The sequence below is a fragment of the Enterococcus alishanensis genome, from assembly GCF_019218635.1.
Classification (GTDB): domain Bacteria; phylum Bacillota; class Bacilli; order Lactobacillales; family Enterococcaceae; genus Enterococcus_A; species Enterococcus_A alishanensis.
Genome location: NZ_JAHUZB010000002.1, coordinates 653,997 through 680,866 on the forward strand (window position 1 = coordinate 653,997; position 26,870 = coordinate 680,866).

The window sequence follows — 26,870 nt, forward strand, 5'->3', positions numbered from 1 at the left end:
TTCTTAGCCTCCTCACTAAATTTTAGCACCAAAAACGATTCTAAATAGTTCTTCCACCACTTTTTCGCCATCATGAAAAACACCACCATTTCTTAATTTTAAGAAATCAGTGGAAACTACCCGACAGCCTTCTTCTCTTAAACCATTGAAATCATGAACCACCTGAACCAAATATTCATCATAAATTTCTGGATCCATATAATTTTCTGGGACTTTTTCAGTATTAACTAAAACTGTATCGATAAATTTTGCATCTAGATGTTCATGCAGAACGCGCACATGATCAGCATCACTAAAATGTTCCGTTTCACCTCGTTGGGTCATAATATTGCAGATATAAACGACTTCTGCAGCAGTTTCTTTAACCGCATCGCCAATTTCCTTAATGACTAAATTGGGCAAAATACTGGTAAATAAAGAGCCTGGGCCCAAAACAACCATATCGGCTTCTAAAATAGCCTTAACAACTTTACGAGAGGCTTTTTCTGCTGTTTTATTATTTTTATCTGTCACATATACTCGATGAATTGTTTTGCGATCTTTGGCAATTGATGACTCACCAACTGCGGTCGTTCCATCTGTAAACTCAGCGTGTAACACTAAAGGTTCTTCTGACGAAGGATAGACGTGCCCGTCTACATGCATCATATTAGTTAACAGTTGAATAGCTTCATAAGTGCTGCCACGCATTTCTGATAAGGCAGCAATCAACAAATTTCCAATCGTATGATTGGCTAAAAATTTATCATCTTGGTTAAATCGATATTGGAATAAATCATTATACAATTTTGGCATATCAGATAGAGCAGCCAAAACATTCCTTAAGTCACCTGGAGGGGCCATATCAATTGAATTTCGTAACTCACCTGAACTGCCACCGTCATCAGCCACCGTCACAACTGCTGATATTTCGGCACTTTCATTTCTCAAACTTTTCAAGATAACCGGTAAGCCAGTGCCACCACCGATTACAACAATTTTAGGTTTACGAATCCGATAAGTTTTTAATTTCATGAACGATTCACCGTCTCTTTGCGCTTATCCTTATCACGGTGAGTAATATTTACTTTGTAATCTAGCGCCCTTAAAGCTTGACCAATTCTCTGGCTCAGAGCAACCGAACGGTGTTGTCCACCTGTACAACCAATGGCAATCGTTAAGGAACTTTTCCCTTCTTTGATATACCCCGGCATAATGTTTTTTAAAAGACGGTAGAAATCCTGATAGAAAGATTCAGTTTCCGGAAAGCTCATCACATAATCATAGACTGGTTTATCTAACCCTGTTTGCGGCCGTAACTCCGGAATATAATGAGGGTTTGGTAAAAAACGAACATCCATTACAATATCGGCATCAATTGGTAAACCATACTTAAAGCCAAAAGAAACCATTTCAACATGAAACCCTAAATCAGTATTGGTTTTAAATTCAAAATTTATTTTTTCTCTCAATTGTCGTGGTGTTAAATCTGTAGTATCAATTACCATGGTTGCCCGCAATTTTAAATCTTCTAAAATTGCCCGCTCTTTACGAATACCTTCTGTAATTAATCCTTCCATCGCTAGTGGATGGGTTCTGCGGGTTTCTTTATAGCGTGAAACTAATTCAGCATCTGAAGCATCTAAAAATAATGTACTGGTATCAATCATGCCAGTGTTTTCAATTTCAATTAACATATTTTGAATCTCTTCAAAGAAATCCCTGGATCTTAAATCTACAACTAAAGCTATTTTAGTAACTTTGCCACTCTCTTTAATTAATTCCCAAAATTTTGGTATCAAACTAGGGGGCATATTGTCTACACAAAAATAACCCATATCTTCAAAACTCTGTATCGCAACGGTTTTTCCAGCACCACTCATTCCTGTTATGATGACTAATTTTAAATTATCCGTCATAGCGATCACATCCTTTCATCTCATCTTTAGAAGTATAACATTCCTGGCGTATCATTACTATCTATTTTGATCATTAAAAAAACAGATCTCCTAAAGAGAAGATCTGTCTGCCAGTGCTCGCTCAATTGTTCGATCTGCTAAGATACTTTGGGCATCAGTCACTGAGTAAGGGACATCCGCTGTCATTTCTTGTACTAACGACAATTCTGTACAGCCTAGAATAACTTCGTGACAGCCTAAATGATCAAAGACATCAGACAAAATTTCTAAATACAAGGCACTATTGATATAATCATTTTCTTTTACATCTTTGTAAATCAAATGATTAACCTTTTCCTGTAACTGTTTATCTGGTTTCATGACTTCAAAACCTAGATCCGTCAATTCTTTTTGATAAACACCAGCGTACATGGTTCCTTCAGTTGCTAATATTGCGACTTTTCCGCCATTTGGCTGTTTCATTTGTAACGCTTTCGCAGCTTCTCTCGGCATATGAAGTAATGGAATTTCTGTTGCAGCTTGTAATTCTTCATAAAAATAATGAGCCGTATTACAGGTTAAAACAATAAAATTTGGCTGCAATAAATTTTGTTGTCGGATATCATCTAATAAGTTTATCCGCGGATCAGCTTTTTGGTTATCCAGAATGAAAGCCGTTCGGTCTGGTACTGTTGCGTGATTAAATAATACATAGTTTAAATAATCTTGGTCTTTACGGGCAGTGATCCGATGGTTAATTAAGCGAACGAAACTTTCAGTCGCCATCGTTCCCATGCCTCCTAAAATACTAAAAAAGTTTTCCAAGTTTATCCTTCTTTCTCTTTAAAGAATTCATCAAAACGCCCTTTATATTTATAAAACATATATTTCATCAGTACCCATCGACGTAGCCCCATGTCCTCTTTATAAAAGACAGTAGTTCCCCAACGATTATCTTTTAATAATTTTTCAGCAAGTTTTTTGTCCTCGTTGTTTTTAGCGTACTTTGTAAACACATCATTTGGTACACCCATCCATAGAACTGCTTTATCTGGTTCCGCCATACCGTAGTCAGTTTGTTGGAAAGGGATCTCAAAAATGCGATCTTCCGTTACATACTGCGCAAGATTAAATCCATTCAAAACAACAAAAAAACTACTGCGTCCCTGACGTAAATTAATTTCAAATAATTTATATTCCCCGTCACGAGAATCATACTTCATGTCAAAATTAGCAAACCCAGTATAATTTATTTTTTCTAGAAAGCTTTTAATCGTTTGATAAATTTTTTCATTGTACTCCGGTAAAATCGCTACGTAATTCCCGACAGCTTCAGGAGAAGGATCTTCTAACAAAGGATGACCTAAGCACATCATACGAACATTATGATTTTGATCCACATAAGCATTCAACACCCGCATATTGCTGTCATCACCAGGAATAAAATCTTGTGCAATCATTTCACTGGTATAACCATTTTCATAAATTCGTTTCAAAATAACGTCAAATTCATCACGGTTATCGAAAATAAAGGCTTTTTTTCGTCCTTCAAAATCGACTGACAACCATTCAACACTATCTGCTGGTTTTAAAGCCACCGGAAAATCAAATGGCAACGCTTGTGTCAGTAATCCATCTTCTAACATATCTTTGGTAATAATGAAAGTTTTTGGATAAGGCAAATGATATTCCTCGCAAATATCATAGAAACTAACTTTACTCATTAATCGCTCTAATAATGAAAACTCAATGTATGGACAAACATACCACTGGGACAATTCATCTTTGTGTTGAGAAATGAGTTCTGCATAACCATCACCACATGCAATTAACAAATAGCGCGTATTGGAATCATTATATTTTTCTTTTGCTAAACGACGCATTTCTTCAATAAAAACTGGATCTTTTGCGAATCCTGAAATTGTATGAATCGTTACAATTTTGCTATATTTTGTTGGCGCCAATTGTAAGCCGGCATATGCTTCAACATGAATACCATAAGCTTCATGAAATGACCGTGCCATGCCATAAACATTAATGTCACTACCTAATAAAATCGGCACAAATTTTTGTTGTTTATTCATTTGATTACCCCTCTAAACTTAGTCCTTTCAATAATACCACAAAGAAAAATGCAAGCAAAGAAGAGCTGTTCTTCCCGCTTGCATTTTTAAAATTATTTATCTAACACACGATTTAAGTAATAGCCGGTGTAGCTTTCTTTCACTTTAGCAATTTCTTCAGGTGTACCAGTTGCTAAAATAGTTCCTCCACCATCGCCGCCTTCAGGACCTAAATCAATCACATAATCAGCTGATTTAATCACGTCTAAATTATGTTCAATTACTAATACCGTATTACCTGCATCAACAAAGCGTTCTAAAACCTTCAACAAACGAGCAATATCATCAGTGTGTAAACCAGTAGTTGGCTCATCCAAGATATAAAAGTTTTTCCCATTAGAATTTTTATGGAGTTCTGAAGCTAATTTCATCCGCTGAGCTTCACCACCAGATAAAGTAGTTGCCGGTTGTCCCATCGTCACATAGCCTAAACCTACGTCGACAATTGTTTTTAGTTTACGATGAATTTTAGGAATATGTTTGAAGAATTCAACCGCATCTTCCACTGTCATCTCTAAAATATCAGCAATATTTTTTCCTTTATAATGGACTTCTAAGGTCTCAGAATTATAACGTTTCCCATGACAAACTTCGCAAGGCACATAAACATCTGGCAAGAAATGCATTTCGATTTTGATAATGCCATCACCTTTACAAGCTTCACATCGACCGCCCTTTACGTTAAAACTAAATCGTCCTTTTTTGTAACCACGAATTTTAGCTTCGTTAGTTTTAGCAAATAAATCACGAATATCATCAAACACACTAGTGTAGGTTGCTGGATTACTTCTTGGTGTTCGTCCAATTGGACTTTGGTCAATATCGACTAGTTTTTCAATTTGATCATAACCAGTAATCTTTTTAAATTTACCAGGTTTGTTAGAATTACGATTTAATTTTTGTGCTAAGGCTTTTTTCAAGATTTGGTTAACTAAAGTAGATTTCCCAGATCCGGAAACACCAGTCACCGCAACGAATTTGCCTAAAGGAAAGGCTACGTCGATATTTTTTAAGTTATTTTCCGCTGCACCAGTCACCTTGATTTCCTTGCCATTACCTTCGCGGCGCTCTTTAGGAATTGGTATTGATTTCTTTCCAGATAAATATTGCCCAGTTAAAGATTTGGAGTTTTTAGCTACTTGTTTTGGTGTTCCCGCTGCCACGATTTCTCCACCTTCATCACCAGCTCCTGGACCAACATCAATTAAATAATCGGCTGCCCGCATCGTATCTTCATCATGCTCCACCACAATTAGTGTATTTCCTAGATCTCTCATTTTTTGTAATGACTGAATCAGACGATCATTGTCTCGTTGATGCAAACCAATCGAAGGCTCATCTAAAATATATAAAACGCCTGATAAATTCGAACCAATTTGAGTTGCTAGGCGAATTCGCTGCGCTTCACCACCTGATAAAGTTCCAGCTGCTCGACTTAATGTTAGATAATCTAAACCAACATTTTTTAAGAAACTTAAGCGGTCACCAATCTCTTTCAGAATGGGTTGAGCAATCACAGTTTCTTGGTCACTTAGTTTAGCAGCCTCGAAAAATTCTAATGTCTGATTAATCGCACCTTCACTAACTTGACCAATATTTCTTCCGTCTACTTGAACCGACAAAGCTTGTGGATTTAAACGGTAGCCACGACAAGCTTGACAAGTTAATTCAGTCATATAAAGTCGCATTTGCTCTCTCGTGAAGTCACTATTTGTTTCGCGATAACGACGATCTATATTTGCGATAATCCCTTCAAAAGGAACTTCTACATCACGGACACCACCAAAATCATTTTCATAGTGGAAATGGAAGTTTTCACCTTTAGAACCATTTAATATAATATCTTTATGTTCTTCCGGTAAATCTTCAAATGGTGTATCCATATCAATACCAAAACTTGTTGCTGCTTGTTCCAACATTTGCGGATAATACTGAGAGCTTATTGGATTCCACGGAATCAAAGCCCCTTGCCGTAAAGTTTTAGTCGTATCAGGAATCACTAAATCTAAATCAACTTCCAATTTTACGCCTAAACCATCACATTCTGGACACGCGCCAAATGGTGCATTAAAAGAGAATAGCCTTGGTTCTAATTCACCAACAGTAAAGCCACAATATGGACAGGCATAATGTTCACTAAATAACATTTCTTCTTCTCCGATAACATCAACCAAAGCATAGCCGTCTGCTAGTCTCAATGCTGCTTCAAAAGAATCAAATAATCGTGAACGAATACCCTCTTTGATAACAATTCGGTCAATCACAATCGCAATATCATGTTTTTTGTTTTTCTCTAATTCAGGAGCATCGGTTACATCATAGACTTCACCATCTACCCGCATTCGAACATATCCTTCTCGTTGAATCATTTCAAAGACCTTTTTATGTTGGCCTTTTTTCTTGTTAATCACTGGAGCTAAGATTTGAATTTTCGTTCGATCAGGTAAGTCTAAAACTTTATCTACCATTTGTTCAACTGATTGAGAAGTAATTTCAATGTGATCATTGGGACAAATTGGATGCCCCACGCGTGCAAATAAAAGCCGTAGATAATCATTTATTTCAGTTACTGTACCAACTGTTGAACGTGGATTTTTACTAGTCGTCTTTTGATCAATCGAAATGGCTGGACTTAAGCCATCAATACTATCGACATCAGGTTTATCCATTTGTCCTAAAAATTGACGGGCATAAGCAGATAAACTTTCAACATATCGTCGTTGGCCTTCTGCGTACAAAGTATCGAAAGCCAAAGAACTCTTACCGGAACCAGAAAGACCTGTCACTACCACCATTTTATCTCGTGGGATAGTGACATCAATATTTTTTAAATTATGGGCTCTCGCACCATGGATTACAATCTTATCATTTGCCATAGTTTACTCCTGTTTCTTATAAATTCATTGTTTTTTTAAGCATAATCTTTTCAACCGAAAAAAGCTCAATTTTTACTCAGCTGCTTTTAATTCAAGAATTGCATCTCTTAAAGTCGCTGCCGTTTCAAAGTCTAAAGCTTTTGCGGCTTCACGCATTTCATCTTCCATTTTAGCAATAAATTCTTTTTTCTCTGTCTTAGATAATTCGTCAAAAGAAGTTGTGTCATAAGAAATTTCTTGATCTTCAGCAACTTTACTAATACTTATCAGTTCTCGTACTTCTTTGATAATTGTTTTTGGAACCATATTGTGATCTTGATTGTATTTTTCTTGAATTTCCCGACGACGAGAGGTTTCATCCATTGCTTTTTGCATCGAATCAGTGATCTTATCAGCATACATGACAACTTTACCAGATGAATTTCTTGCAGCCCGTCCAATCGTTTGCACTAATGAACGCTCGCTTCTTAAGAAACCTTCTTTATCAGCATCTAAAATAGCCACTAATGAAACTTCCGGCACATCCAATCCTTCTCTCAACAGGTTAATACCGATTAACGCATCAAATTTTCCCAAACGTAAATCTCGGATAATTTCCGTTCGTTCTAACGTCTTAATATCACTGTGGAGATATTTGACCCGCATTCCTAATTCTTTAAAGTAATCTGTTAAATCTTCAGACATCTTTTTCGTTAAAGTCGTAATAAAGACCCGCTCATTTTTCTCAGCACGTTCATTAATCTCTCCAACTAAGTCATCGATTTGACCCATGATCGGTCGAACTTCTATAACTGGATCTAATAATCCCGTTGGTCGAATAATTTGTTCGATTACGGTATTTGTTTGTTCATATTCATAAGGTCCAGGTGTGGCAGAAACATAAACAATCTGATTCACTCGTTCTTCAAACTCTTCTAAGCGTAGTGGACGATTATCCAATGCAGATGGTAAACGGAATCCATAATCTACCAACATTTGTTTTCTAGCCCGGTCGCCATTATACATTCCGCGAACTTGTGGCATCGTTACGTGAGATTCATCAATTACTAATAAGAAATCATCTGGAAAAAAGTCAATTAAAGTAAACGGTGGCTCTCCTTCAGAACGGCCATCCATATGGCGTGAATAATTTTCTATCCCAGAGGTATACCCCATCTCCCGCATCATTTCAATATCATAATTTGTCCGTTGCTCTAAACGTTGGGCCTCAAGTAGTTTATTGTCTGCTTTCAAAACTTCCAATCGTTCATCTAATTCTTTTTGAATGTTGGCAATCGCTTTTTCTAGATGATCCTCGTTTGTTAAAAAGTGAGTAGCTGGGAAGATTGCAACATGCTCTGTCTCACCAACAACCTCACCAGTCAGTGCGTCAACTTCACGAATGCGGTCAATTTCATCACCGAAAAATTCAATCCGTAATGCCCGTTCATCTCTTGAAGCTGGGAATATTTCGACAACATCTCCTCTTACGCGGAAACGCCCCCGTTGGAAATCTATGTCATTTCGTTCAAACTGGATATCAATTAGATTACGTAATAATTGATTACGGTCCATCTCCATACCAACTCGCAATGAAACAACTTGTTCCTGATATTCCTTTGGTGAACCTAATCCAAATATACAAGAAACTGAAGCAACCACTATCACGTCATTTCGTTCTAATAAAGAACTTGTCGCTGAATGTCGCAATTTGTCGATTTCATCATTAATAGAGGAATCTTTTTCAATATATGTATCACTGGAAGGGACATATGCTTCTGGTTGATAATAATCATAATAACTAACAAAATACTCGACCGCATTGTTTGGGAAAAATTCTTTAAATTCCCCATACAACTGTCCAGCTAAAGTTTTATTATGAGCAATGATTAAAGTTGGTTTATTTACTTCTTTTATTACGTTAGAAATTGTATAAGTCTTCCCTGTACCTGTTGCACCTAAAAGGATTTGAGCCTTTTTTCCATCAACAATCCCTTCAGATAATTGGTTAATAGCTGCTGGTTGATCACCAGCCGGCTGATATTTTGAATGCAGATCAAAAGTGTTTTCGGTCTGTCTATCGATCATTATATACGCCCCTTTCAAAATAAAATCTCAACAACAAATTATATCATACCGAACATACTTTCGCTATTTTTTACTCTTGAATAGTTAATATTTTCTTTATTGCCAATAATCTAACATCAGATGTAAGAAGTTTCTGATTATTTTTTATTCTGGGTTCTAATTTACTTGTCATTTATCCTTTTCCTACAATATAATAAGTGAATGCAAAAGATTTAGGAGGAAACATATGAAAAAGAACAAATTTTTAATGTATCTGTTTTTCATGTTGGTAGGGATTCTAACATTGGGATTTGCTTCAACTAATGAAGCAGCAGAAAAAACTTATAAAATTGGAACAGATTTAACTTTTGCTCCATTTGAATTCCAAGATAGTTCTGGTGAATACGTCGGAGTTGATGTTGATCTAATAAATGAAATTGCCAAAGAAGAAGGCTTCAAAATAGATTTGCGACCACTTGGATTCGATTCATCCATCCAAGGCGTGCAATCAAATCAGTTAGACGGCATGATTGCTGGCATGAGCGTGACGAAAGAACGAGAAAAAACTTTTGATTTCTCTGATTCTTATTTTGATGGCGGTATTCAGATGGCTATTCAAGCTAGCGACAATGAAATTAGTTCTTATGATGATTTGTCAGGAAAAACTGTCGCAGCTAAAGTAGGAACTCAAAGTGCTAGCTTTTTAGAAGAAAACCAAGATAAATATGGCTACTCAATCAAAAATTATGATGCTGCTGATGCTATGTATAATGCCCTTAACAATAATAACGTGCAAGCGATTTTTGATGATTATCCAGTCTTAGGCTATGCGATAACAAGCGGCCAAGATTTTAAATTAGTTGGCGACCAACAAGAAAGTAATCCTTACGCCTTTGCGGTAAAAAAAGGTGAAAATAGTGAACTTTTGAAAAAATTCAATGCCGGACTTAAAAAATTAAAAGCCAGTGGAAAATATGATGAAATTTTAAATGAATATATTTCAACTGGATCAGATAATGCTACAACTACCTCTAGTTCGGTTTCTGAAATGAAAAAAATCACACCATTAAAGGATAGCTACACAGTTGTCAGTGACTCAGCCTTTGCGCCTTTTGAGTATGAAGACGCTGACGGTGTTTATAAAGGAATCGACGTTGATTTATTAACGCGGATTGCTGAATTGCAAGGATTTACTTTAGATATGAAATATATCGGCTTCTCAGCGGCATTGCAATCCTTAGATTCTGGTCAAGGCGACGGCATGATTGCTGGTATGACCATGACGGATGAAAGAAAAGCAAATTATGATTTTTCTGATTCGTATTTTGATAGCGGTATTCAGCTTGCTGTAGCTGAAGATAACGATGATATAAAAAGCTATGATGATCTGGCTGGAAAAACTGTCGGTGCAAAAGTGGGTACGGAAAGTTCTGACTGGTTACAAAGTCATGCTAAAGAATATGATTTTGACGTCAAAAACTTTGATACTGCCGATCAATTATATGATGCAGTTAAAGTTGGTTCAATTGATGCTATGATGGATGATTATCCTGTTATCGGTTATGCCATTAATCAAGGACAAGCCTTGAAAACGCCAATTGAACGAGAATCTGGCGGACAATACGGTTTTGCCGTTAAAAAAGGGAGTAACCCAGAATTAATCGAAATGTTTAACGAAGGCTTGAAAGAATTAAAACAAACCGGAGAATATGATGAGATTGTCAATACCTATATCGGTAATGAAAGCTCATCAGAAAATAGTAATGCTGACAGTGTAGACGAATCTACCATTTGGGGTCTAATCAAAAATAATTATCCTGCCTTATTAGAAGGATTATGGAATACCATTGTTTTAGCTTTGGTTTCATTTGCTTTAGCTTTAATTCTCGGAGTGATTTTTGGTTTGTTCCGAGTATCTCCAATCGGCTGGTTAAGAACAATTGCTGGAATCTATATTGATATCATCCGTGGGATTCCAATGATGGTATTAGCCTTCTTCATTTTCTTTGGCTTGCCTGGAATGACTGGTATTACCATTCCCGATTTTGCAGCAGGAATAATTACCTTAACCCTGAATGCCAGTGCTTATATCGCCGAAATTGTTCGCGGCGGGATTAACGCTGTACCAGTTGGTCAAATGGAAGCCTCCCGTAGTCTAGGGTTAGGCTATAATAAAACGATGCAAAAAATTGTCTTACCTCAAGCAGTCAAAATTATGATTCCTTCTTTTATTAATCAATTTGTTATTAGTTTGAAGGATACAACAATTATCTCGGCCATTGGGGTAGTGGAATTACTACAAACTGGTAAAATTATCGTGGCACGAACGACGCAAAGTTCTTATGTCTACCTAATTATTGCTATTATGTATTTGGTCTTAATCACGATTTTAACAAAACTTGCTAATCGCTTAGATAAGAAGGTGAAATAATGAGTGAAAAAATAGTTGTAAAAAATCTCGTCAAAAAATTTGGCGACAATACCGTTTTAGATGATTTAAATTTAACCATTAAAGAAGGCGAAGTGGTTTGTATTATCGGCCCTTCTGGCTCAGGAAAAAGTACATTTCTTCGTTGTTTAAATCGCTTAGAAGATCCAACTTCTGGGCAAATTTTAGTAGATGGTCAAGATTTAACTTCAAAAGAAACCAATATTAATGCTGTCCGCCAACACATCGGAATGGTGTTTCAACATTTTAATTTGTTTCCTCATCTATCTGTTTTACAAAATATTACTTTGGCACCAATGGATTTAAAAGGCACTTCAAAAGCAGATGCTGACAGACGAGGTGAAGAATTGTTGGCACAAGTTGGACTGGCTGAGAAAAAAGATGTTTATCCTGATAGTTTGTCCGGTGGTCAAAAACAACGTGTAGCGATTGCCCGAGCGTTAGCTATGAATCCTGATATCATGCTGTTTGATGAACCTACTTCTGCTTTGGATCCGGAGATGGTTGGAGATGTACTACAAGTTATGAAAGATTTAGCCTTGCAAGGGATGACAATGGCTATCGTAACCCACGAAATGGGCTTTGCAAAAGAAGTTGCCGATCGAGTTATTTTCACAGACGGTGGTAAAATTTTAGAAGACGGTACTCCAGAACAAGTCTTCGGCAATCCTCATAACGAACGAACCAAAGATTTCTTGAATAAAGTTTTAAATGTATAAAGTAAAAGTACGCCGAGTAAACTCGACGTGCTTTTTTTCATATTAAAAAAAAGAGTACTGCATCTCTGCAATACTCCTTCACTATCAAATTAAGCTTCGATTTCTGAAACAATACCAGAACCAACTGTACGTCCACCTTCACGAATAGAGAAAGTTGTACCTTGTTCAATGGCAACTGGGTGAATCAAATCAACTTCGATTGTCACGTTATCGCCAGGCATTACCATTTCAATTCCTTCTGGAAGCATAATATTACCAGTAACATCAGTTGTCCGGAAGTAAAATTGAGGACGGTAATTATTGAAGAATGGTGTATGACGTCCACCTTCTTCTTTACTCAATACATAAACTTCAGCTTTAAACTTAGTATGTGGTGTAATTGAACCAGGTTTAGCAATAACTTGTCCACGCTCGATTTCATCACGTGTAATACCACGTAATAAGATACCTACGTTGTCCCCTGCTTCACCATAATCTAAAGTTTTACGGAACATTTCTAAACCAGTTACAATTGCTTTTTGAGTTTCTGGTTTAATTCCGACGATTTCAATTTCATCGCCGACAGATACTTTACCACGGTCGATACGACCAGAAGCAACAGTACCACGACCAGTAATTGAGAACACGTCTTCCACAGGTAGTAATAATGGTTTATCAGTGTCACGTTCTGGAGTTGGAATATATTCATCAACAGTATCCATTAATTCCATGATTACTGCTTCTTGTTCAGGATCGCCTTCTAAAGCTTTTAAAGCAGAACCTTTAAGAACAGGAATATCATCACCTGGGAAACCATATTCAGATAATAGTTCACGAACTTCCATTTCAACTAAGTCGATTAATTCTTCGTCATCTACTAAGTCAACTTTGTTTAAGAAGACGATTAAGTATTTAACACCCACTTGGCGTGATAATAAGATATGTTCACGTGTTTGTGGCATAGGACCATCAGTTGCAGATACAACTAGAATTGCGCCATCCATTTGGGCAGCACCAGTAATCATGTTTTTAACATAGTCCGCGTGTCCTGGTGCATCGATATGTGCATAGTGACGTTTTTCAGTTTCATATTCAACATGGGCTGTATTAATAGTAATCCCACGTTCTCTTTCTTCTGGTGCTGCATCAATACTTGCATAGTCTTGAGGATTTGCTAATCCTTTTTTACCTAATACTGTTGTAATTGCTGCTGTTAGTGTTGTTTTACCATGGTCAACGTGTCCAATTGTACCGATGTTAACGTGTGGTTTACTTCTATCATAATGTGCTTTTGCCATAATAATACAGACCTCCTAAGAATTTTAAAAAGTTCTCTCAAACTTCACGGATTCATTATAAATCTTTTTTTTAAAAATGAAAAGATTTACACTCCTTACTTTTTGTAAGAACTATAAACACATAATACATCAAAAATGGTCAAAGTCAAGCAATTGCATCAAAAAATTGCATTGGACGAAATTGACTTTTTAAGTAATAATGAAAATAAAGTATGAAAAGGAGAAAAACATGAAATCATTTCAAGAAAAACTAGCTGAAATTCCTATACATATTAAACAAAGTTTTAGTGTTGGTTTTGTTTATTTCGTTGTTGCTGGAAAATATCAACACTTTCCAGCTCGCCAGTGGTCTGAAAAGCAAATATTAGATTATTTTAAAAACCGATACGATGAACTAGGAGAAATTATTCCTCATGACTCAGATTTACTAAAAGAATTAAAGTTACCGAATCATCCCGAAGTTTTTATCGTGATTCCCTATAGAAAGGACAAAAATAATTGACTCTATTAAAAGTTGAAAATATTTCTTATCGTCTATCAAATGATAAAATCATCTTAAGTGATATAAATTTAAACGTTGATACACAAGATTTTATTACGATCACCGGACCTTCTGGCGGCGGTAAAAGTACCTTATTAAAAATAATTGCTTCATTAGTAACACCAACTGTTGGAAAAATATATCTTGAAGAACAATTACAAACCGATTATCTTTATACCGACTATCGTAAAGAAGTTTCCTATTGTTTCCAACAACCTACATTGTTTGGAGAAACTGTTGGCGACAATCTCCGCTTTCCTTTTGAAGTTCGTAATTTACCTTTTAATCAAAAAGCTGCCGTGGAGAAGTTAAAAGCTGTCGCTTTACCCGCGTCTTATTTAGATAAAAAAATTACTGAACTCTCTGGCGGTGAAAAACAACGAGTTGCTCTAATTCGCAATATATTATTTTCGCCAAAACTGTTACTACTGGACGAAGTAACAACCGGTTTGGATGAAGACAGTAAAAAAATTGTCCATCAACTGATTGATCAACTGCAACAAACTGGGGTCACCATTATCCAAGTGACCCACGACGAAACAGAAATTTACCAAGCAAAAAAAGTGCTTTGGATTAAAGGAGGAAAATTAGCTTATGAACCTAGCCGTGGATAATACATCATTATTTATCGCTTTTGCCCTCGTATTAATTGCTGTATTCATTAGTATGCGAGAAAAACTCGATCTATCAAAAGATATTCTTTTCAGCATCACACGAGCTATTATTCAATTAGTCATTGTTGGCTTTGTTCTTAAATATATTTTCCAAGTTGACAATACCATACTGACATCCCTAATGAGCTTATTTATTGTCCTAAATGCTTCGTGGAATGCCCATAGAAGAAATCCGAATCAGCATAAGAAGTTTTTCCATTCTTTGTTAGCGATTTTTGTTAGTACTTATGTGACCTTGGGTGTTTTATTATTGGCAGGCGCGATTAATTTTATTCCTTCACAAATTGTTCCGATAACTGGGATGATCGCTAGTAATTCAATGATTGCTATTGGTTTATGTTATCGCAATATGCAGGCAAAATTCCAAGATCAACGACAACAAATTTTAGAAAAACTGGCTCTAGGAGCAACCATCAAACAGTCCTCTCAAGATATTTTGAGACATAGCATTAAAACTGCTATGCAGCCTACGATTGATTCTGCCAAAACTGTTGGCTTGGTTAGCCTACCTGGAATGATGTCTGGTTTAATTTTCGCTGGTGTAGATCCCGTGCATGCGATTAAATACCAAATCATGGTTACTTTTATGCTACTTTCAACAACCAGCTTAGGTTCCATTATTGCTGGTTATACAGCTTACACCCATTATTACAATCACAATCATCAATTAAGGGATTAAAAAAATTGCCAGAAGTGACGCGAAGACGTCCTTTCTGGCATTTTTTTAGACTAACAAGCTATACAACATTTTATTTTGACTTAAATCAATGTACTGAGGATCAAATTTTTTCAAATTAGTCAGTAACTTATCTAAATCAGCTGCATTTTGTAATAAAATTCCTAACAAAACTGGACCAGTTCCACGATTGATTTTTTTAGTATATTCAAAACGTGTAATGTCATCTTCAGGGCCTAGAACCGATTGAACAAATTCCTTAGTTGCACCAGGTCTTTGAGGGAAATTCACTACAAAATAATGTTTTAATCCCTCATAAACAAGTGACCGCTCATCAATCTCAGCCATCCGATTAATATCATTGTTTCCACCACTGATGACACAGATAACCGTCTTCCCTTTAATTTCTTCTTTCAACAGCTCCAAAGCTGCTACACTTAAAGCTCCTGCTGGTTCGGCAACAATTGCTTGTTTTCCATATAGTGATAAAATAGTCGAACATACTAAACCTTCATCAACAGCGACTAATTGATCGACTTGTTTTTTTGCATGCTGATAAGTCTGCTGACCAACTTTTTTGACTGCTGCGCCATCGACAAATTTTTCAATTTCAGATAATTCAATTGGTTCACCTTGATCAAAAGCTGCTTGCATAGAAGCTGCCCCAGCAGGTTCCACTCCAATAATTTTTGTAGAAGGTTCGGTATTTTTTACATAAGATGAAACACCACTGATTAATCCTCCGCCACCAATCGCACAGACGACATAATCAGGTTTGAAGCCTTCTTGCAACGCATCTGTCATCATTTCTAAAGCCAAAGTACCTTGACCAGCAATAATTGCCTGATCATCGAAAGGATCAATAAAAGTTTTTCCATTTTCTTCGGTAAATTGTCTTGCAGCTGTAGCAGCTGCATCAAAAGTATCCCCTACTAGGTGGATCGTTACGTCATCCCCACCAAAGAAGCGAACTTGTCCTACCTTTTGTTGAGGTGTAGTGACTGGCATAAAAATATCAGCTTGAGCTTTCAATTCGTGACAAGTAAAGGCCACCCCTTGAGCATGGTTTCCAGCACTAGCACAAACAACTCCTTTCGCTAAATCTTCGGCAGAAAGTCGTTTGATTGCATAATAAGCACCACGTAATTTAAAAGATCGAACTTTTTGTAAATCTTCCCTTTTTAGTAAAACATTGGCTTGATATTTTTCTGATAAATATCGGTCATGTTGCAATGGCGTTCGTGTTACAGCCTGTTTAATTGTTTGAAAGGCTTCACGAACATCTTGATCAGTTACTAAATCCAAAAGCTTCACCTCTAATCTTTTTGAGTAACAAACGGCATCATTTTTCTTAGCTCACTACCAACGGCCTCAATTTGATGTCCAGCATTTTTTTCACGCATTGCTTCAAATTCTTTAAAACCATTTTTATTATCATCGATAAAGCCTTTAGCAAATTTACCGTTTTGGATATCTGTTAAGACAGCTTTCATGTTTTCTTTCGTCGCATCAGTAATTACCCGCGGACCTGAAACATAATCTCCGTATTCAGCAGTGTTAGAGATGGAATGACGCATTTTTTTGAAGCCACCTTCATAAATTAAATCAACAATCAATTTCATTTCATGACAAACTTCAAAGTAAGCCAATTCAGGCTGATACCCTGCTTCAACTAATGTTTCAAATCCAGCTTCTATCATAGAGGTTAAACCACCACACAGAACTGCTTGTTCTCCAAATAAATCTGTTTCAGTTTCTTCTTTAAAGGTTGTTTCTAACACACCAACTCTGGTTGCACCAATTCCCTTAGCATAAGACAAAGCTAATTCAGTTGCTTTTCCAGTAGCATCTTGATAAACCGCAAACAAAGCTGGTACCGCAAATCCTTCTGTAAAAGTACGACGCACTAAATGTCCAGGACCTTTTGGTGCAACTAAAAAGACATCCACATCTTTAGGCGGCGTAATAACTTCAAAATGGATATTAAATCCATGGGCAAAAGCTAGTGCATCACCGGCAGTTAAATTTGGTGCAATCTCATTTTCATATAATCCACCTTGAACTTCATCAGGAGCTAAGATCATCACAACATTTGCTTGTTTTGTTGCTTCAGCAACATTAGCTACTTTAAAACCATCATTACGTGCTGCTTCCGCCGATTTTCCTTCTCTAACAGCAACCACCACGTCATGACCATTATCCCGTAAGTTTTGCGCGTGAGCGTGACCTTGCGAGCCATACCCCACAATTGCTACTGTTTTTCCTGTTAATACATCTTCTGTTACTGCCTCATCATAATAAACTTTTACCATCTACGATTCCTCCATTTTTTGCTTAATATCTATTAAAAGCACTGCTGCTGTTAACCACGTCTAAATCCAGTAATTCCTGTTCTTGCTAATTTTTTAATGCCATAAGGTTGAAGTACTTCAATGCAAGCATTGACTTTTTCTGCCGATCCGGCTACTTGGACGACAATCGTTTTTAATGCCACATCGACAACATCAGCTCGAAAAGGTTCAATTACGGCCTGTACTTCTGAGCGCTGAGTGGCGGGAGCATTAACTTTAATCAATGCCAATTCCCGTTCTAAGTGGGGCTCATCAGTGATATCCGAAACTTTTAAGACTGGAATTTGTTTGTTTAATTGTTTGGTTACTTGCTCAATTTCTGCCAAGTCATCCGCTTGGACTACAAAAGTCATTTGGGAAAAATTTTTTCGTTCAGTTTTACCAACTGAGATACTGTCGATATTGACTTGCCGTCGATTTAATACGCCCGTCATTCTACCTAGTACACCAGACTCATCTTGAACAATTGCTGTAATCATTCTGCGCATTTATTCAACTCCCAACATTTGATCATTTGGTTGACCTGCTGGAACCATTGGTAAAACATGTTCACGATTATCCACTAAAACTTCAATTAAAGCAGGACCTTCACAAGAAAATGCTTCCTGCAATTGTTCCATCAAATTTTCTGGTTCAGTAATTTTGAAGCTTGCTAAATCATAGGCCTCAGCAATTTTGCAGAAGTTTGGTTGATGAGTAAACTCTGATCGTGAACGTCTTTCATTAAAGAAACGTTCTTGCCACTGACGAACCATTCCTAACGAACGATTGTTTAGTAAAACAAATTTAATAGATAAATTATTTTCCACTAAGATCGCCATTTCTTGATTGGTCATTTGAAAGCCACCATCACCTACAAAAACGATCACTTCTTTTTCAGGATGAGCTATTTTCGCACCAATACCTGCTGGAATACCATAACCCATCGTGCCAAGTCCACCACTAGTGATCAATTGTCGCGGGAAATTAAAAGGATAGAATTGGGCTGTCCACATTTGATGCTGACCAACATCGGTGGCGACATAGGCCTGACCATTGGTTATTTCACCTACTAATTCAATCACTTGCTGTGGCTTAATCGATGTTTGACTTAGTTGATAATGATAAGGATGAGCTATTTTATTTGCCAACGTTTTCTCTAACCAAGCTTCCTGTTTTGGCTGATTCATTTCATACGTTAACATTTCTTTTAAAGCTTCTTTAGCGTCAGCCACAATCGGAATATCTACGGCAATAACCTTTCCGATTTCACCAGGATCAATATTAACTTGAGCAATTTTTGCATGAGGGGCAAAATTTTCAGCTGAAGTTGCCAAACGATCATCAAAGCGACTGCCGATATTAATTAACAAGTCAGCTTCCATTAAAGCCATATTAGCTGCATAAGTTCCATGCATACCGCCCATTCCTAGAAATAATTCATGTTTGCTGGGTAGAATCCCTAAACCTAATAAAGTCGCCACCGTGGGTAATTGATATTTCTCAACAAACTGTAAGAATTCTGCTTGTGCCTCAGCGGCTGTTACCCCAGCGCCAACTAAGACAACCGGTTTTTTTGCTTTTTCCAACTGGTTCATCAAACGAGTCAACTGCAATTTAGAAGGCTGCGTATTTGGTTGGTAGCTTTCTAAAAAAACAACATTGTCTTTACTTGGATCACATTTAGCTACTGTCATATCTTTTGGTAAATCAATTACTACCGGTCCTTTTCGACCAGTCGTAGCCACATGAAAGGCTTCATTGACAATTCTAGGGATATCTTCAACTTTTCTCACTTGATAATTGTGTTTGGTAATTGGTAATGTGATGCCTAAAATGTCTGCTTCTTGAAAAGCATCTTTACCAATTCCCGGAGTTCCAACTTGTCCCGTTATGACAACTAAAGGCAACGAATCACTCATAGCATCTGCAATTCCAGTCACTACATTCGTAGCTCCTGGACCACTTGTCACTAATACGACTCCAGGTTTTCCAGTGGCTTTTGCATACCCTTCAGCTGCATGAACAGCACCTTGCTCGTGACGAGTTAAGATATTGGGAATTTTTTCATCATACAAAGTATCATATAAAGGTAATACCGCACCGCCCGGATAACCGAAAATCATTTCTACATTTTGCTTTATTAAAGTATCAATTAAAATCTCTGCACCATTTTGTTTAGCTTCTGGCATGAAAGCTGGATCAATTTTTTCCATTAGCAATCCTCCTACTCTGGTAATTTCATAATGCCGCCTGTATGGGCTGAAGTAACTAAGGCTGAATAACGACCCAGCCAACCAGTCTTCACTTTAGGTACAAATTTTTGTTGCTGGTCTTTTCGTTTGGCTAAAACCTCATCACTCACGTTTAAATTTAAATGACGATTTGTTAAATCAATCGTGATTTCATCTCCATCTTCCACTAAAGCAATCGGACCACCGCTAGCAGCTTCTGGTGAAATATGTCCTACAGCAATTCCACGTGTCGCCCCAGAAAACCGACCGTCTGTAATTAGTGCAACATCTTTTCCTAAACCACGTCCCACAATACTTGACGTTGGCGCCAACATTTCCGGCATTCCCGGACCACCTTTTGGTCCTTCATAGCGAATAACCACCACATGACCAGCTTTAACTGTATGGTCATCAATTGCTGCTACTGCATCATCATGAGAATCAAAACAAATCGCTTCTCCAGTAAAAGTTTTAATGCTGGCATCAACACCACCAACTTTAATTACACTGCCTTCTGGTGCCAAATTACCATATAATATTGATAAACCACCAACCGGACTATACGGATTTTCTTTTGGATGAATGACTTCAGGATTTTGAATTGTCCTTTTAGCAACATTTTCTCGTAATGTTTTTCCTGAAACAGTGATTCGATCCGGATGAATCGCGCCATCAATATCAACCAATTCATGAATAATAGCTGAAACACCACCTGCTTCGTGAACATCATGCATTGAGTAAGCAGAAGATGGAGCAATTTTAGATAAATAAGGAACTTTTTCCGCGATACTATTAACTGCTTCTAGGTCATAATCAATTTCAGCTTCATTGGCAATTGCTAACGTATGAAGAACGGTATTTGTAGAGCCACCCATTGCCATATCCAAAGCAAACGCATCGTCAATTGCCTCTTTTGTTACAATATCTCTCGGTTTGATTTGTTTTTTAACTAAATCCATTAAATGAACAGCTGATTCTTTGACTAATTCTTTGCGTTCTTCCGAGACTGCCAAAATAGTGCCATTTCCAGGTAAAGCAAGACCTAACATTTCTAACAAACAATTCATAGAGTTTGCTGTAAACATTCCGGCACAAGAACCACAAGTCGGACAAGCGTTTTGCTCCATAAATAAAAAGTCTTTTTCATTCATTTTGCCATCTTTAAAGGCACCCACTGCTTCAAACATTGAAGATAAAGTAGTTTGATGGCCAGTCGGATCCACTCCAGCTTTCATGGGACCACCTGAGCAAAAAATTGAAGGCACATTGGTTCTCATAGCTGCCATAATCATTCCAGGAGTTATTTTGTCACAATTAGGAATATAAAAAACGCCATCAAACCAGTGAGCATTAATTACCGTTTCAGCAGAATCTGCAATTAACTCTCGGCTAGGTAGCGAATACCGCATACCAATATGTCCCATCGCTATGCCATCATCCACACCAATCGTATTAAACTCAAAAGGAATCCCACCAGCTTCTCGAATCGCTTCTTTGGCAACATCAGCCAATTCTCTTAAATGGACATGACCAGGAACAATATCAATATAAGAATTACAAATAGCAATAAATGGTTTATTCATCTCCTCGATATTTTTCACTTGACCCGTTGCATAAAGTAAACTTCTAGCTGGTGCTGCATCAATACCTTTTTTAATTTTATCGCTTCTCATCATTCCATCTCCTTCAACAAAAAAAGCATCCCAGATAATAACTGGGATGCTTTTGCAAGAATCCCGATTCTACACGAATAGGACTCAAACAATTCGGAAAACTTCTCCTGAATGTTCTAAGTCCTGCACCTAATTAATAAGACGATTAAAAATTCTCTATTAAGTCTACGCATTGAAATCGGCTCCTTTTTTTAAAAAATTGATTTTTTATACTATACCTTTACTAAAATTAAAAGTCAATGAGTTTTTATTTACAAAAACCTTTTTTTCTAATTGTAAGCTAATCAAAACCTCATCCGCTTTCATTCTATCCTCCAATTATCTAAAATTTAAATAATGAATAGTAAAAAAAAATGTACTAATAGATAATCGCGCTCTTTTACATTGCAAAAATATACGGTAATTTCAAGATAATTGATAATTAAGATGGATTAATCCACAAGAAATTTTTTTGCAAAAAATTCTAATATTGAATAAAAAAAGACCCCAACAAAAGTTGAGTCTAACGATGAGTTTATATTAATAAATATCAAATCCATTAAAATCTATATATAAAAAGCCTACTCCAAATTAATTTTTAATTACTCGTAATAAGCTTCTTTTTTTATTCCTGGATAGATTCTAATTTCAAAATTACATCAATAGTTTGGTTAAATTATCAATACCTTTACTTAGTTTTATTTAAGATTTTTTTCAATAAAAAAAGACTCAACAAAAAATTGAGTCTAGAGGGCGAACGATGGGAATCGAACCCACGAGTGCCGGAGCCACAATCCGGTGCGTTAACCACTTCGCCACGATCGCCATGGCATCATTTAAATAATTCAAAGAAAAAAATAAGATATATTGATATCACATCTTCGTCAATACCAGCGGGCGAGTCGAACCGGCACACTCGTGAGGGAACTGAATTTTGAGCTGTTCAATAAATCCAATTTGAACCCCTTATAGCCGAAAAAGATGCATATATCAATATTTTTAACCAGTTTTGATTGGTTTGTTTAATCTGTTATCGAAGACTTCTAGAAAACCATCATAAAACACTGTTTTTAAAGATTTTTTTAACAGGCATGATAGCTATTTATGTGGTGTAAATAGTTATTTTATATGCCTTCTAGATTATCAACTATATTAGAATAGCATTTCTCCTAGTAATTGTCTACAACAAATCCCTAATTTATCGCATATTTAGCTTAGATGTTTGACTACTTCCTATAATTTCCCAATCAGCAAGCAAAGTTTCTATTATTAAGGCATGAATTAAGGTAGATACTCTGAAATTGACATTAAAAGCCACTGAAAGTTGAAGTTAACTATACATAAATACACCATAGATAGTTCAGCTAATTACCATCGTAATTTTTGCTCTAAGATGGGCTAATGCTTATTGGTAATTCCAAATTCAACTAATTATTTCATCAATTAAATTATTGTGACTAACCATTTTATTAAACACAGAAGACTTTTTAAAATGATGAATTAGGTTCCTTTAGAAACGCTAACTCTTCTGGTGTTGAAGAACGATTCAGTACAGCATTCCTATGAGGATATCGTCCAAAGCGTTCAATAATATCGCGGTGGCGTTTTTCAAAATCTAGATTGTTTTCCATGCCAGGTTCTGAGAATAGTGTCAATGCTTGCTGATGAATAGCTAGCGATTCAGAATGCATAAATGGCATATAAACAAACGATCTCTCCTCCACAGTCAACTCGTTTAACTCATCTTTGCCAATTGCTTCTTGGGCTAAGACTAAAGCCATACCATCATAAGCAAAAGATCGAGGATCATCACGGAATAGATTACGGGAAAATTGATCCAAAACCAAAATCTCAGCCAATCTTCCTTGAATAGTATCCCTCCAGAAAGCTTTCTCTCCTTGAGACACCTGTTTGTGTAAAGCTCCAAAACGTTCATTAATTGTTTGATCAAAAACCTCATCTTTTTTAAACCATTGCTCTGTTGTTGACTCTGTAAACCAAAAATCCAATACTGTTTGACTCTCCATCGTTGTTTCCTCCTTTTGAAATAAATATCACTGCTCATTAACTACGAATAATCAATGTGAATAAAACAATTATCCTGTACTTGTACTTACCTTCTATGTAAACTCTTAAAGTTTTACTCCCTAGCATAAATCCTTTAAAGAAACCACATAGCTTATACGAATATATTCTTCCATACTTCAAGATACACCGAATCACTATAAAGTTAACTATTAAAGAAAAATTTTCAAATAATTATTGATCTACTTTATCTTATTTAATAATTTCACGAAATCTTTATGATGGTTTTTATTGCCTAATACTTTGCTTGAGACATTAAACTGAACCACATTGTCCTTCAAATCAGTAATTGAAATACTGTACAGTAGAAAATTTTTCTTAATGATAAAATCAGCAATGTCATCTCGATAGATAACTGAGACATTATCCACTAATTTACCCAATTGATTGACAGGTAATATTTTAATATCCTTTTCACTAATGGCTAACCACGCGCCTTGAACTATATAATTGTCCAAATTCAAATAATTCATTCGTACATATAATGGCTGGGTTGTTTTCAAAGTTACATATATTATTAACTCTTCTCCACTATAAATCTCTAACTCTTTTAAGAAAGAGATAATTTCATCATGTTGAACTATTAATCCCATGCTAACCTCTTTATCACTTTAGTTAATAACTATTAATAGAATAACAAATATATTTGATAGTAACAAATCAAGCATTTGAAACCCCAGTTCTATCACAATTCACTTTAATGGATCATTAATTACATTAAATGGATCACTTATTTAAAATATAATTCTTCTTAGTAGATGATTCTCAAAATATTATCAACCTTATTCTGGACAATTACATAGAGTGATTGACAGTTTTATTTAACTTCAACAACAAATTAAAATCTTAACCTTACACTCTGATTTAATAAATCATCTTCCTTACTTAACTCCATATTATAATGGCAGAAACGAAGTTAACACTTCTGAAATAATTTCATACAAATTTTTAAAACTAAATACCTTTTTTAGATTTCAACTACGCCAAGATTTTTCAGCTTATCAAAATGAACATGAAACTCCAACTTTGAAATTTCATCAATTTCTCAATGAAACATTCCTCACACTCACATACTTTTTTTCTGAATCCTACCAAAACCTGGGAAAAAAATTATGCCTCCCAAACAGAGTAATCATTCAGTGGTTAATGTCCATTTACGGCAACCATGAGAATAGCGATTTATGAAGACACTAAAAAGCGATGGATTATTCCATCCACCACTGAGTATTATGTTAATTCATCAAACAATTCTATCGAGGCCGATAGGATTTCTAGCAAAACCTATTATGTTTACTAATCATTATGTGGACTTAGTGTTAATAAAGGATTTTATAACTTATTTAATCAGAATTATATAAACTACTATTTAGTGATTCGTAAAAACCTCAGTCAGCATACTAATTACAAAAGTAAGAATACCTCCCGCAAGTACAAATCCTAATATAATAAGAATTTTAGCTCTAATATCCTTTTTTTGATTTCGTTGCAGCCTTATTTCATCCAAATTACTGTGTCCTTCAGTGAAAGAAATAATTTCTTTATACGTTTTTATATCGTATTTCTTTTTAGTTTTCTCAATTCTAAATGCAAATATCATAGCAATTCCCCATAGAGTGACGAAAGGAATAAATCCCCACCAAGAAAAAATTGACATACTAGGCACCCCTATAATTAATGCTAAAACCAAGAAAAGCAACATTTTTTTACTATCTTGATCCATTCTTTTGCTCGCAATGGTATCTTTCATAGTATCCACGTCTCCTTTAACTAATTCATCTAGTGAGATATCAAAAAGAATACTTAAGGCAACTAAATTATGAATATCTGGATAGCTTTTATCATTCTCCCATTTTGAAATAGTTTGTCGAGTAACAAAAATTTTTTCAGCCAGCACTTCTTGAGAAAACTTGTTTATTTCCCGATATTTTTTTAATTGTTTACTAAAGTTCATTTTGTCCTCCTAATGATTTTAGATTAACGTGAAAGCATACTTTTGTCTGTCTATTAATAGTTCCAACGAGTTATATTTAAGTGTACACGTTTGTTTACAGTCATTCAATCGAGGTTTTTAATTCTAATAATGAAATTTCTGTACTTAAGCCAGTTCCTTAACTAGAAAAAAGAACTATATTTATAGTATTAATCATCTCGTAGATGATTAGTCTTATATTTAATGTTTTGTAACTCTTCTTTTAATTGACCGAAAGATAGGCAATCAATTACGTAAAACAAATCGTTTATTCCAAGCTAATCTTTCTTCACAGATTTCTCACATGTTTATAGTTAATTCTCTCTCGACAATCCATGAACCAAACACTATAGAGGCAAGCTTAAAGAGCTAATGAACCAACTTTCAGCTCAGGTCAACTTAGATTGACTGATTTTAGACATTGACAAACAGATCCTGAGCTTAATTTAACCTTACATAAAGTGGCTAACAAATTCTAAAGACAAACTATAGATTTTAAGCACTGGAATATCTGAACAGTTCAATGCATTTTTAACTTTGTTTGAGACAAAGGAAAATATAATTAAAAAACACTTAGGTCATTCTTCTAGTACAATCAACTATGACGTGTATAGTCACCTTTATCTAACAAGTTAAAAAAATGCCGATCATCTGGAAAAATTTATGTAATAGGTAAAACAAAATAAATATCCTCAGCTAACCAGATAAAATCGGTCAAACTGATGATATATTATTTTGGGAAATATAGAAACAATTGGAAATTAAGTTGATTTTCAGCAAAAAAATTAGCTTTAATTCAAATGTAGTAAGTTCTAAAAACAACCCATATACTTAATATCTATTTTGAAGCATCCCCCAAAAGTATCCAATATAGATGATTCCACATAGAAAAATTTTGACCGATCCATCTTGCAAAATGTTTATAGGCAAAACAAAAGACCTACTCATTAGATATCAAATGAGTAGGTCTTTTTATACCGGCGGCCGGGGTCGAACCGGCACGCCCGTGAGGGCACTGGATTTTGAGTCCAGCGCGTCTGCCAATTCCGCCACGCCGGCATGTAATAAAATTAGTACTAAGGCGGTAACCGGATTTGAACCGGTGATGAAGGTTTTGCAGACCTCTGCCTTACCACTTGGCTATACCGCCATTATACTATTAATATCTGCAAAATAAAACAGATAACTGGGGTAGCTGGATTCGAACCAACGCATGAGGGAGTCAAAGTCCCTTGCCTTACCGCTTGGCTATACCCCAATAAAGAGGGCGAACGATGGGAATCGAACCCACGAGTGCCGGAGCCACAATCCGGTGCGTTAACCACTTCGCCACGATCGCCAT

20 protein-coding genes and 5 tRNA genes are annotated in these 26,870 nt (G+C 36.0%); 5 read left to right on the forward strand and 20 right to left on the reverse strand.

What is annotated here, in order from left to right:
* Positions 1 to 15: 15 nt before the first annotated feature.
* The 6 genes from KUA55_RS06740 to uvrB all read right to left on the reverse strand — a co-directional run bounded on the left by KUA55_RS06740 (position 16) and on the right by uvrB (position 8,943).
* The gene (locus KUA55_RS06740; RefSeq protein WP_218325413.1) at positions 16 to 1,014 is read right to left on the reverse strand and encodes a gluconeogenesis factor YvcK family protein; all 999 of its coding nucleotides are present in this window, start codon (positions 1,012 to 1,014) and stop codon (positions 16 to 18) included.
* The gene (gene rapZ, locus KUA55_RS06745; protein WP_218325414.1) at positions 1,011 to 1,898 is read right to left on the reverse strand and encodes an RNase adapter RapZ; all 888 of its coding nucleotides are present in this window, start codon (positions 1,896 to 1,898) and stop codon (positions 1,011 to 1,013) included. The genes KUA55_RS06740 and rapZ overlap by 4 nt, the downstream gene beginning before the upstream one ends.
* A gap of 90 nt (positions 1,899 to 1,988) precedes the next feature.
* Positions 1,989 to 2,702: an amino acid racemase gene (locus KUA55_RS06750; RefSeq protein ID WP_218325415.1), complete on the reverse strand. Its 714-nt coding sequence runs from the start codon at positions 2,700 to 2,702 to the stop codon at positions 1,989 to 1,991.
* A 2-nt stretch (positions 2,703 to 2,704) separates the two neighbouring features.
* Positions 2,705 to 3,961 (reverse strand): carboxylate--amine ligase, encoded by a 1,257-nt coding sequence (locus tag KUA55_RS06755; RefSeq protein WP_218325416.1) that lies wholly within the window; start codon positions 3,959 to 3,961, stop codon positions 2,705 to 2,707.
* Positions 3,962 to 4,053: 92 nt separating this feature from the next.
* Positions 4,054 to 6,876, reverse strand: a complete 2,823-nt coding sequence (gene uvrA / locus KUA55_RS06760) for an excinuclease ABC subunit UvrA (RefSeq protein ID WP_218325417.1) — start codon at positions 6,874 to 6,876, stop codon at positions 4,054 to 4,056.
* A gap of 72 nt (positions 6,877 to 6,948) precedes the next feature.
* Positions 6,949 to 8,943: an excinuclease ABC subunit UvrB gene (uvrB, locus tag KUA55_RS06765; RefSeq protein ID WP_218325418.1), complete on the reverse strand. Its 1,995-nt coding sequence runs from the start codon at positions 8,941 to 8,943 to the stop codon at positions 6,949 to 6,951.
* 226 nt (positions 8,944 to 9,169) lie between these two features.
* Here uvrB and KUA55_RS06770 point away from each other — a divergent pair, with 226 nt between their 5' ends.
* A complete protein-coding gene (locus tag KUA55_RS06770; RefSeq protein WP_218325419.1) occupies positions 9,170 to 11,353 on the forward strand; it encodes an amino acid ABC transporter substrate-binding protein/permease in 2,184 nt (727 codons plus the stop codon).
* Positions 11,353 to 12,090 carry an amino acid ABC transporter ATP-binding protein gene (locus KUA55_RS06775; protein ID WP_218325420.1) on the forward strand — a complete coding sequence of 246 codons (738 nt, stop codon included), beginning with the start codon at positions 11,353 to 11,355 and terminating at the stop codon, positions 12,088 to 12,090. The genes KUA55_RS06770 and KUA55_RS06775 overlap by 1 nt, the downstream gene beginning before the upstream one ends.
* Positions 12,091 to 12,179: 89 nt before the next feature.
* Here KUA55_RS06775 and tuf read toward each other — a convergent pair whose 3' ends face one another.
* Positions 12,180 to 13,367 carry an elongation factor Tu gene (tuf, locus tag KUA55_RS06780; RefSeq protein WP_218325421.1) on the reverse strand — a complete coding sequence of 396 codons (1,188 nt, stop codon included), beginning with the start codon at positions 13,365 to 13,367 and terminating at the stop codon, positions 12,180 to 12,182.
* 229 nt (positions 13,368 to 13,596) lie between these two features.
* Here tuf and KUA55_RS06785 point away from each other — a divergent pair, with 229 nt between their 5' ends.
* From KUA55_RS06785 to KUA55_RS06795, 3 genes are read left to right on the forward strand one after another with little or no spacing between them, the layout of a single operon-like run.
* The gene (locus KUA55_RS06785; RefSeq protein ID WP_218325422.1) at positions 13,597 to 13,869 is read left to right on the forward strand and encodes a hypothetical protein; all 273 of its coding nucleotides are present in this window, start codon (positions 13,597 to 13,599) and stop codon (positions 13,867 to 13,869) included.
* Entirely contained in the window at positions 13,866 to 14,522 is a 657-nt protein-coding gene (locus KUA55_RS06790; protein WP_218325423.1) for an ABC transporter ATP-binding protein, read from the forward strand. Before KUA55_RS06785 ends, KUA55_RS06790 begins: the two co-directional genes overlap by 4 nt.
* Entirely contained in the window at positions 14,503 to 15,261 is a 759-nt protein-coding gene (locus tag KUA55_RS06795; protein ID WP_218325424.1) for an ABC transporter permease, read from the forward strand. Before KUA55_RS06790 ends, KUA55_RS06795 begins: the two co-directional genes overlap by 20 nt.
* 45 nt (positions 15,262 to 15,306) lie before the next feature.
* Here the strand turns inward: KUA55_RS06795 and ilvA are convergent, their stop codons facing one another.
* The 13 genes from ilvA to KUA55_RS06860 form a co-directional block, all read right to left on the reverse strand.
* Positions 15,307 to 16,563, reverse strand: coding sequence for a threonine ammonia-lyase IlvA (gene ilvA, locus KUA55_RS06800; RefSeq protein ID WP_218325425.1), 1,257 nt, complete (start codon positions 16,561 to 16,563; stop codon positions 15,307 to 15,309).
* An 11-nt stretch (positions 16,564 to 16,574) separates the two neighbouring features.
* A complete protein-coding gene (ilvC, locus tag KUA55_RS06805) occupies positions 16,575 to 17,570 on the reverse strand; it encodes a ketol-acid reductoisomerase (RefSeq protein WP_218325426.1) in 996 nt (331 codons plus the stop codon).
* A 50-nt stretch (positions 17,571 to 17,620) separates the two neighbouring features.
* A complete protein-coding gene (gene ilvN, locus KUA55_RS06810; protein WP_218325427.1) occupies positions 17,621 to 18,097 on the reverse strand; it encodes an acetolactate synthase small subunit in 477 nt (158 codons plus the stop codon).
* Positions 18,098 to 19,804 (reverse strand): biosynthetic-type acetolactate synthase large subunit, encoded by a 1,707-nt coding sequence (ilvB, locus tag KUA55_RS06815; protein WP_246601410.1) that lies wholly within the window; start codon positions 19,802 to 19,804, stop codon positions 18,098 to 18,100. It abuts the gene before it with no gap.
* An 11-nt stretch (positions 19,805 to 19,815) separates the two neighbouring features.
* Positions 19,816 to 21,495, reverse strand: a complete 1,680-nt coding sequence (gene ilvD / locus KUA55_RS06820) for a dihydroxy-acid dehydratase (RefSeq protein WP_218325461.1) — start codon at positions 21,493 to 21,495, stop codon at positions 19,816 to 19,818.
* Between the two features lie 731 nt (positions 21,496 to 22,226).
* Positions 22,227 to 22,299: transfer RNA gene (locus KUA55_RS06825), tRNA-His, on the reverse strand.
* A 662-nt stretch (positions 22,300 to 22,961) separates the two neighbouring features.
* Positions 22,962 to 23,501 (reverse strand): DUF924 family protein, encoded by a 540-nt coding sequence (locus KUA55_RS06830; RefSeq protein ID WP_218325428.1) that lies wholly within the window; start codon positions 23,499 to 23,501, stop codon positions 22,962 to 22,964.
* 240 nt (positions 23,502 to 23,741) lie between these two features.
* Positions 23,742 to 24,152: a hypothetical protein gene (locus KUA55_RS06835; protein ID WP_218325429.1), complete on the reverse strand. Its 411-nt coding sequence runs from the start codon at positions 24,150 to 24,152 to the stop codon at positions 23,742 to 23,744.
* 773 nt (positions 24,153 to 24,925) lie between these two features.
* Positions 24,926 to 25,510 carry a helix-turn-helix domain-containing protein gene (locus KUA55_RS06840; protein WP_218325430.1) on the reverse strand — a complete coding sequence of 195 codons (585 nt, stop codon included), beginning with the start codon at positions 25,508 to 25,510 and terminating at the stop codon, positions 24,926 to 24,928.
* Positions 25,511 to 26,503: 993 nt separating this feature from the next.
* Positions 26,504 to 26,587: transfer RNA gene (locus tag KUA55_RS06845), tRNA-Leu, on the reverse strand.
* 20 nt (positions 26,588 to 26,607) lie between these two features.
* Positions 26,608 to 26,678: transfer RNA gene (locus KUA55_RS06850), tRNA-Cys, on the reverse strand.
* Between the two features lie 36 nt (positions 26,679 to 26,714).
* Positions 26,715 to 26,786: transfer RNA gene (locus tag KUA55_RS06855), tRNA-Gln, on the reverse strand.
* Positions 26,787 to 26,794: 8 nt separating this feature from the next.
* Positions 26,795 to 26,867 (reverse strand) — tRNA-His (locus KUA55_RS06860).
* Positions 26,868 to 26,870: the final 3 nt, after the last annotated feature.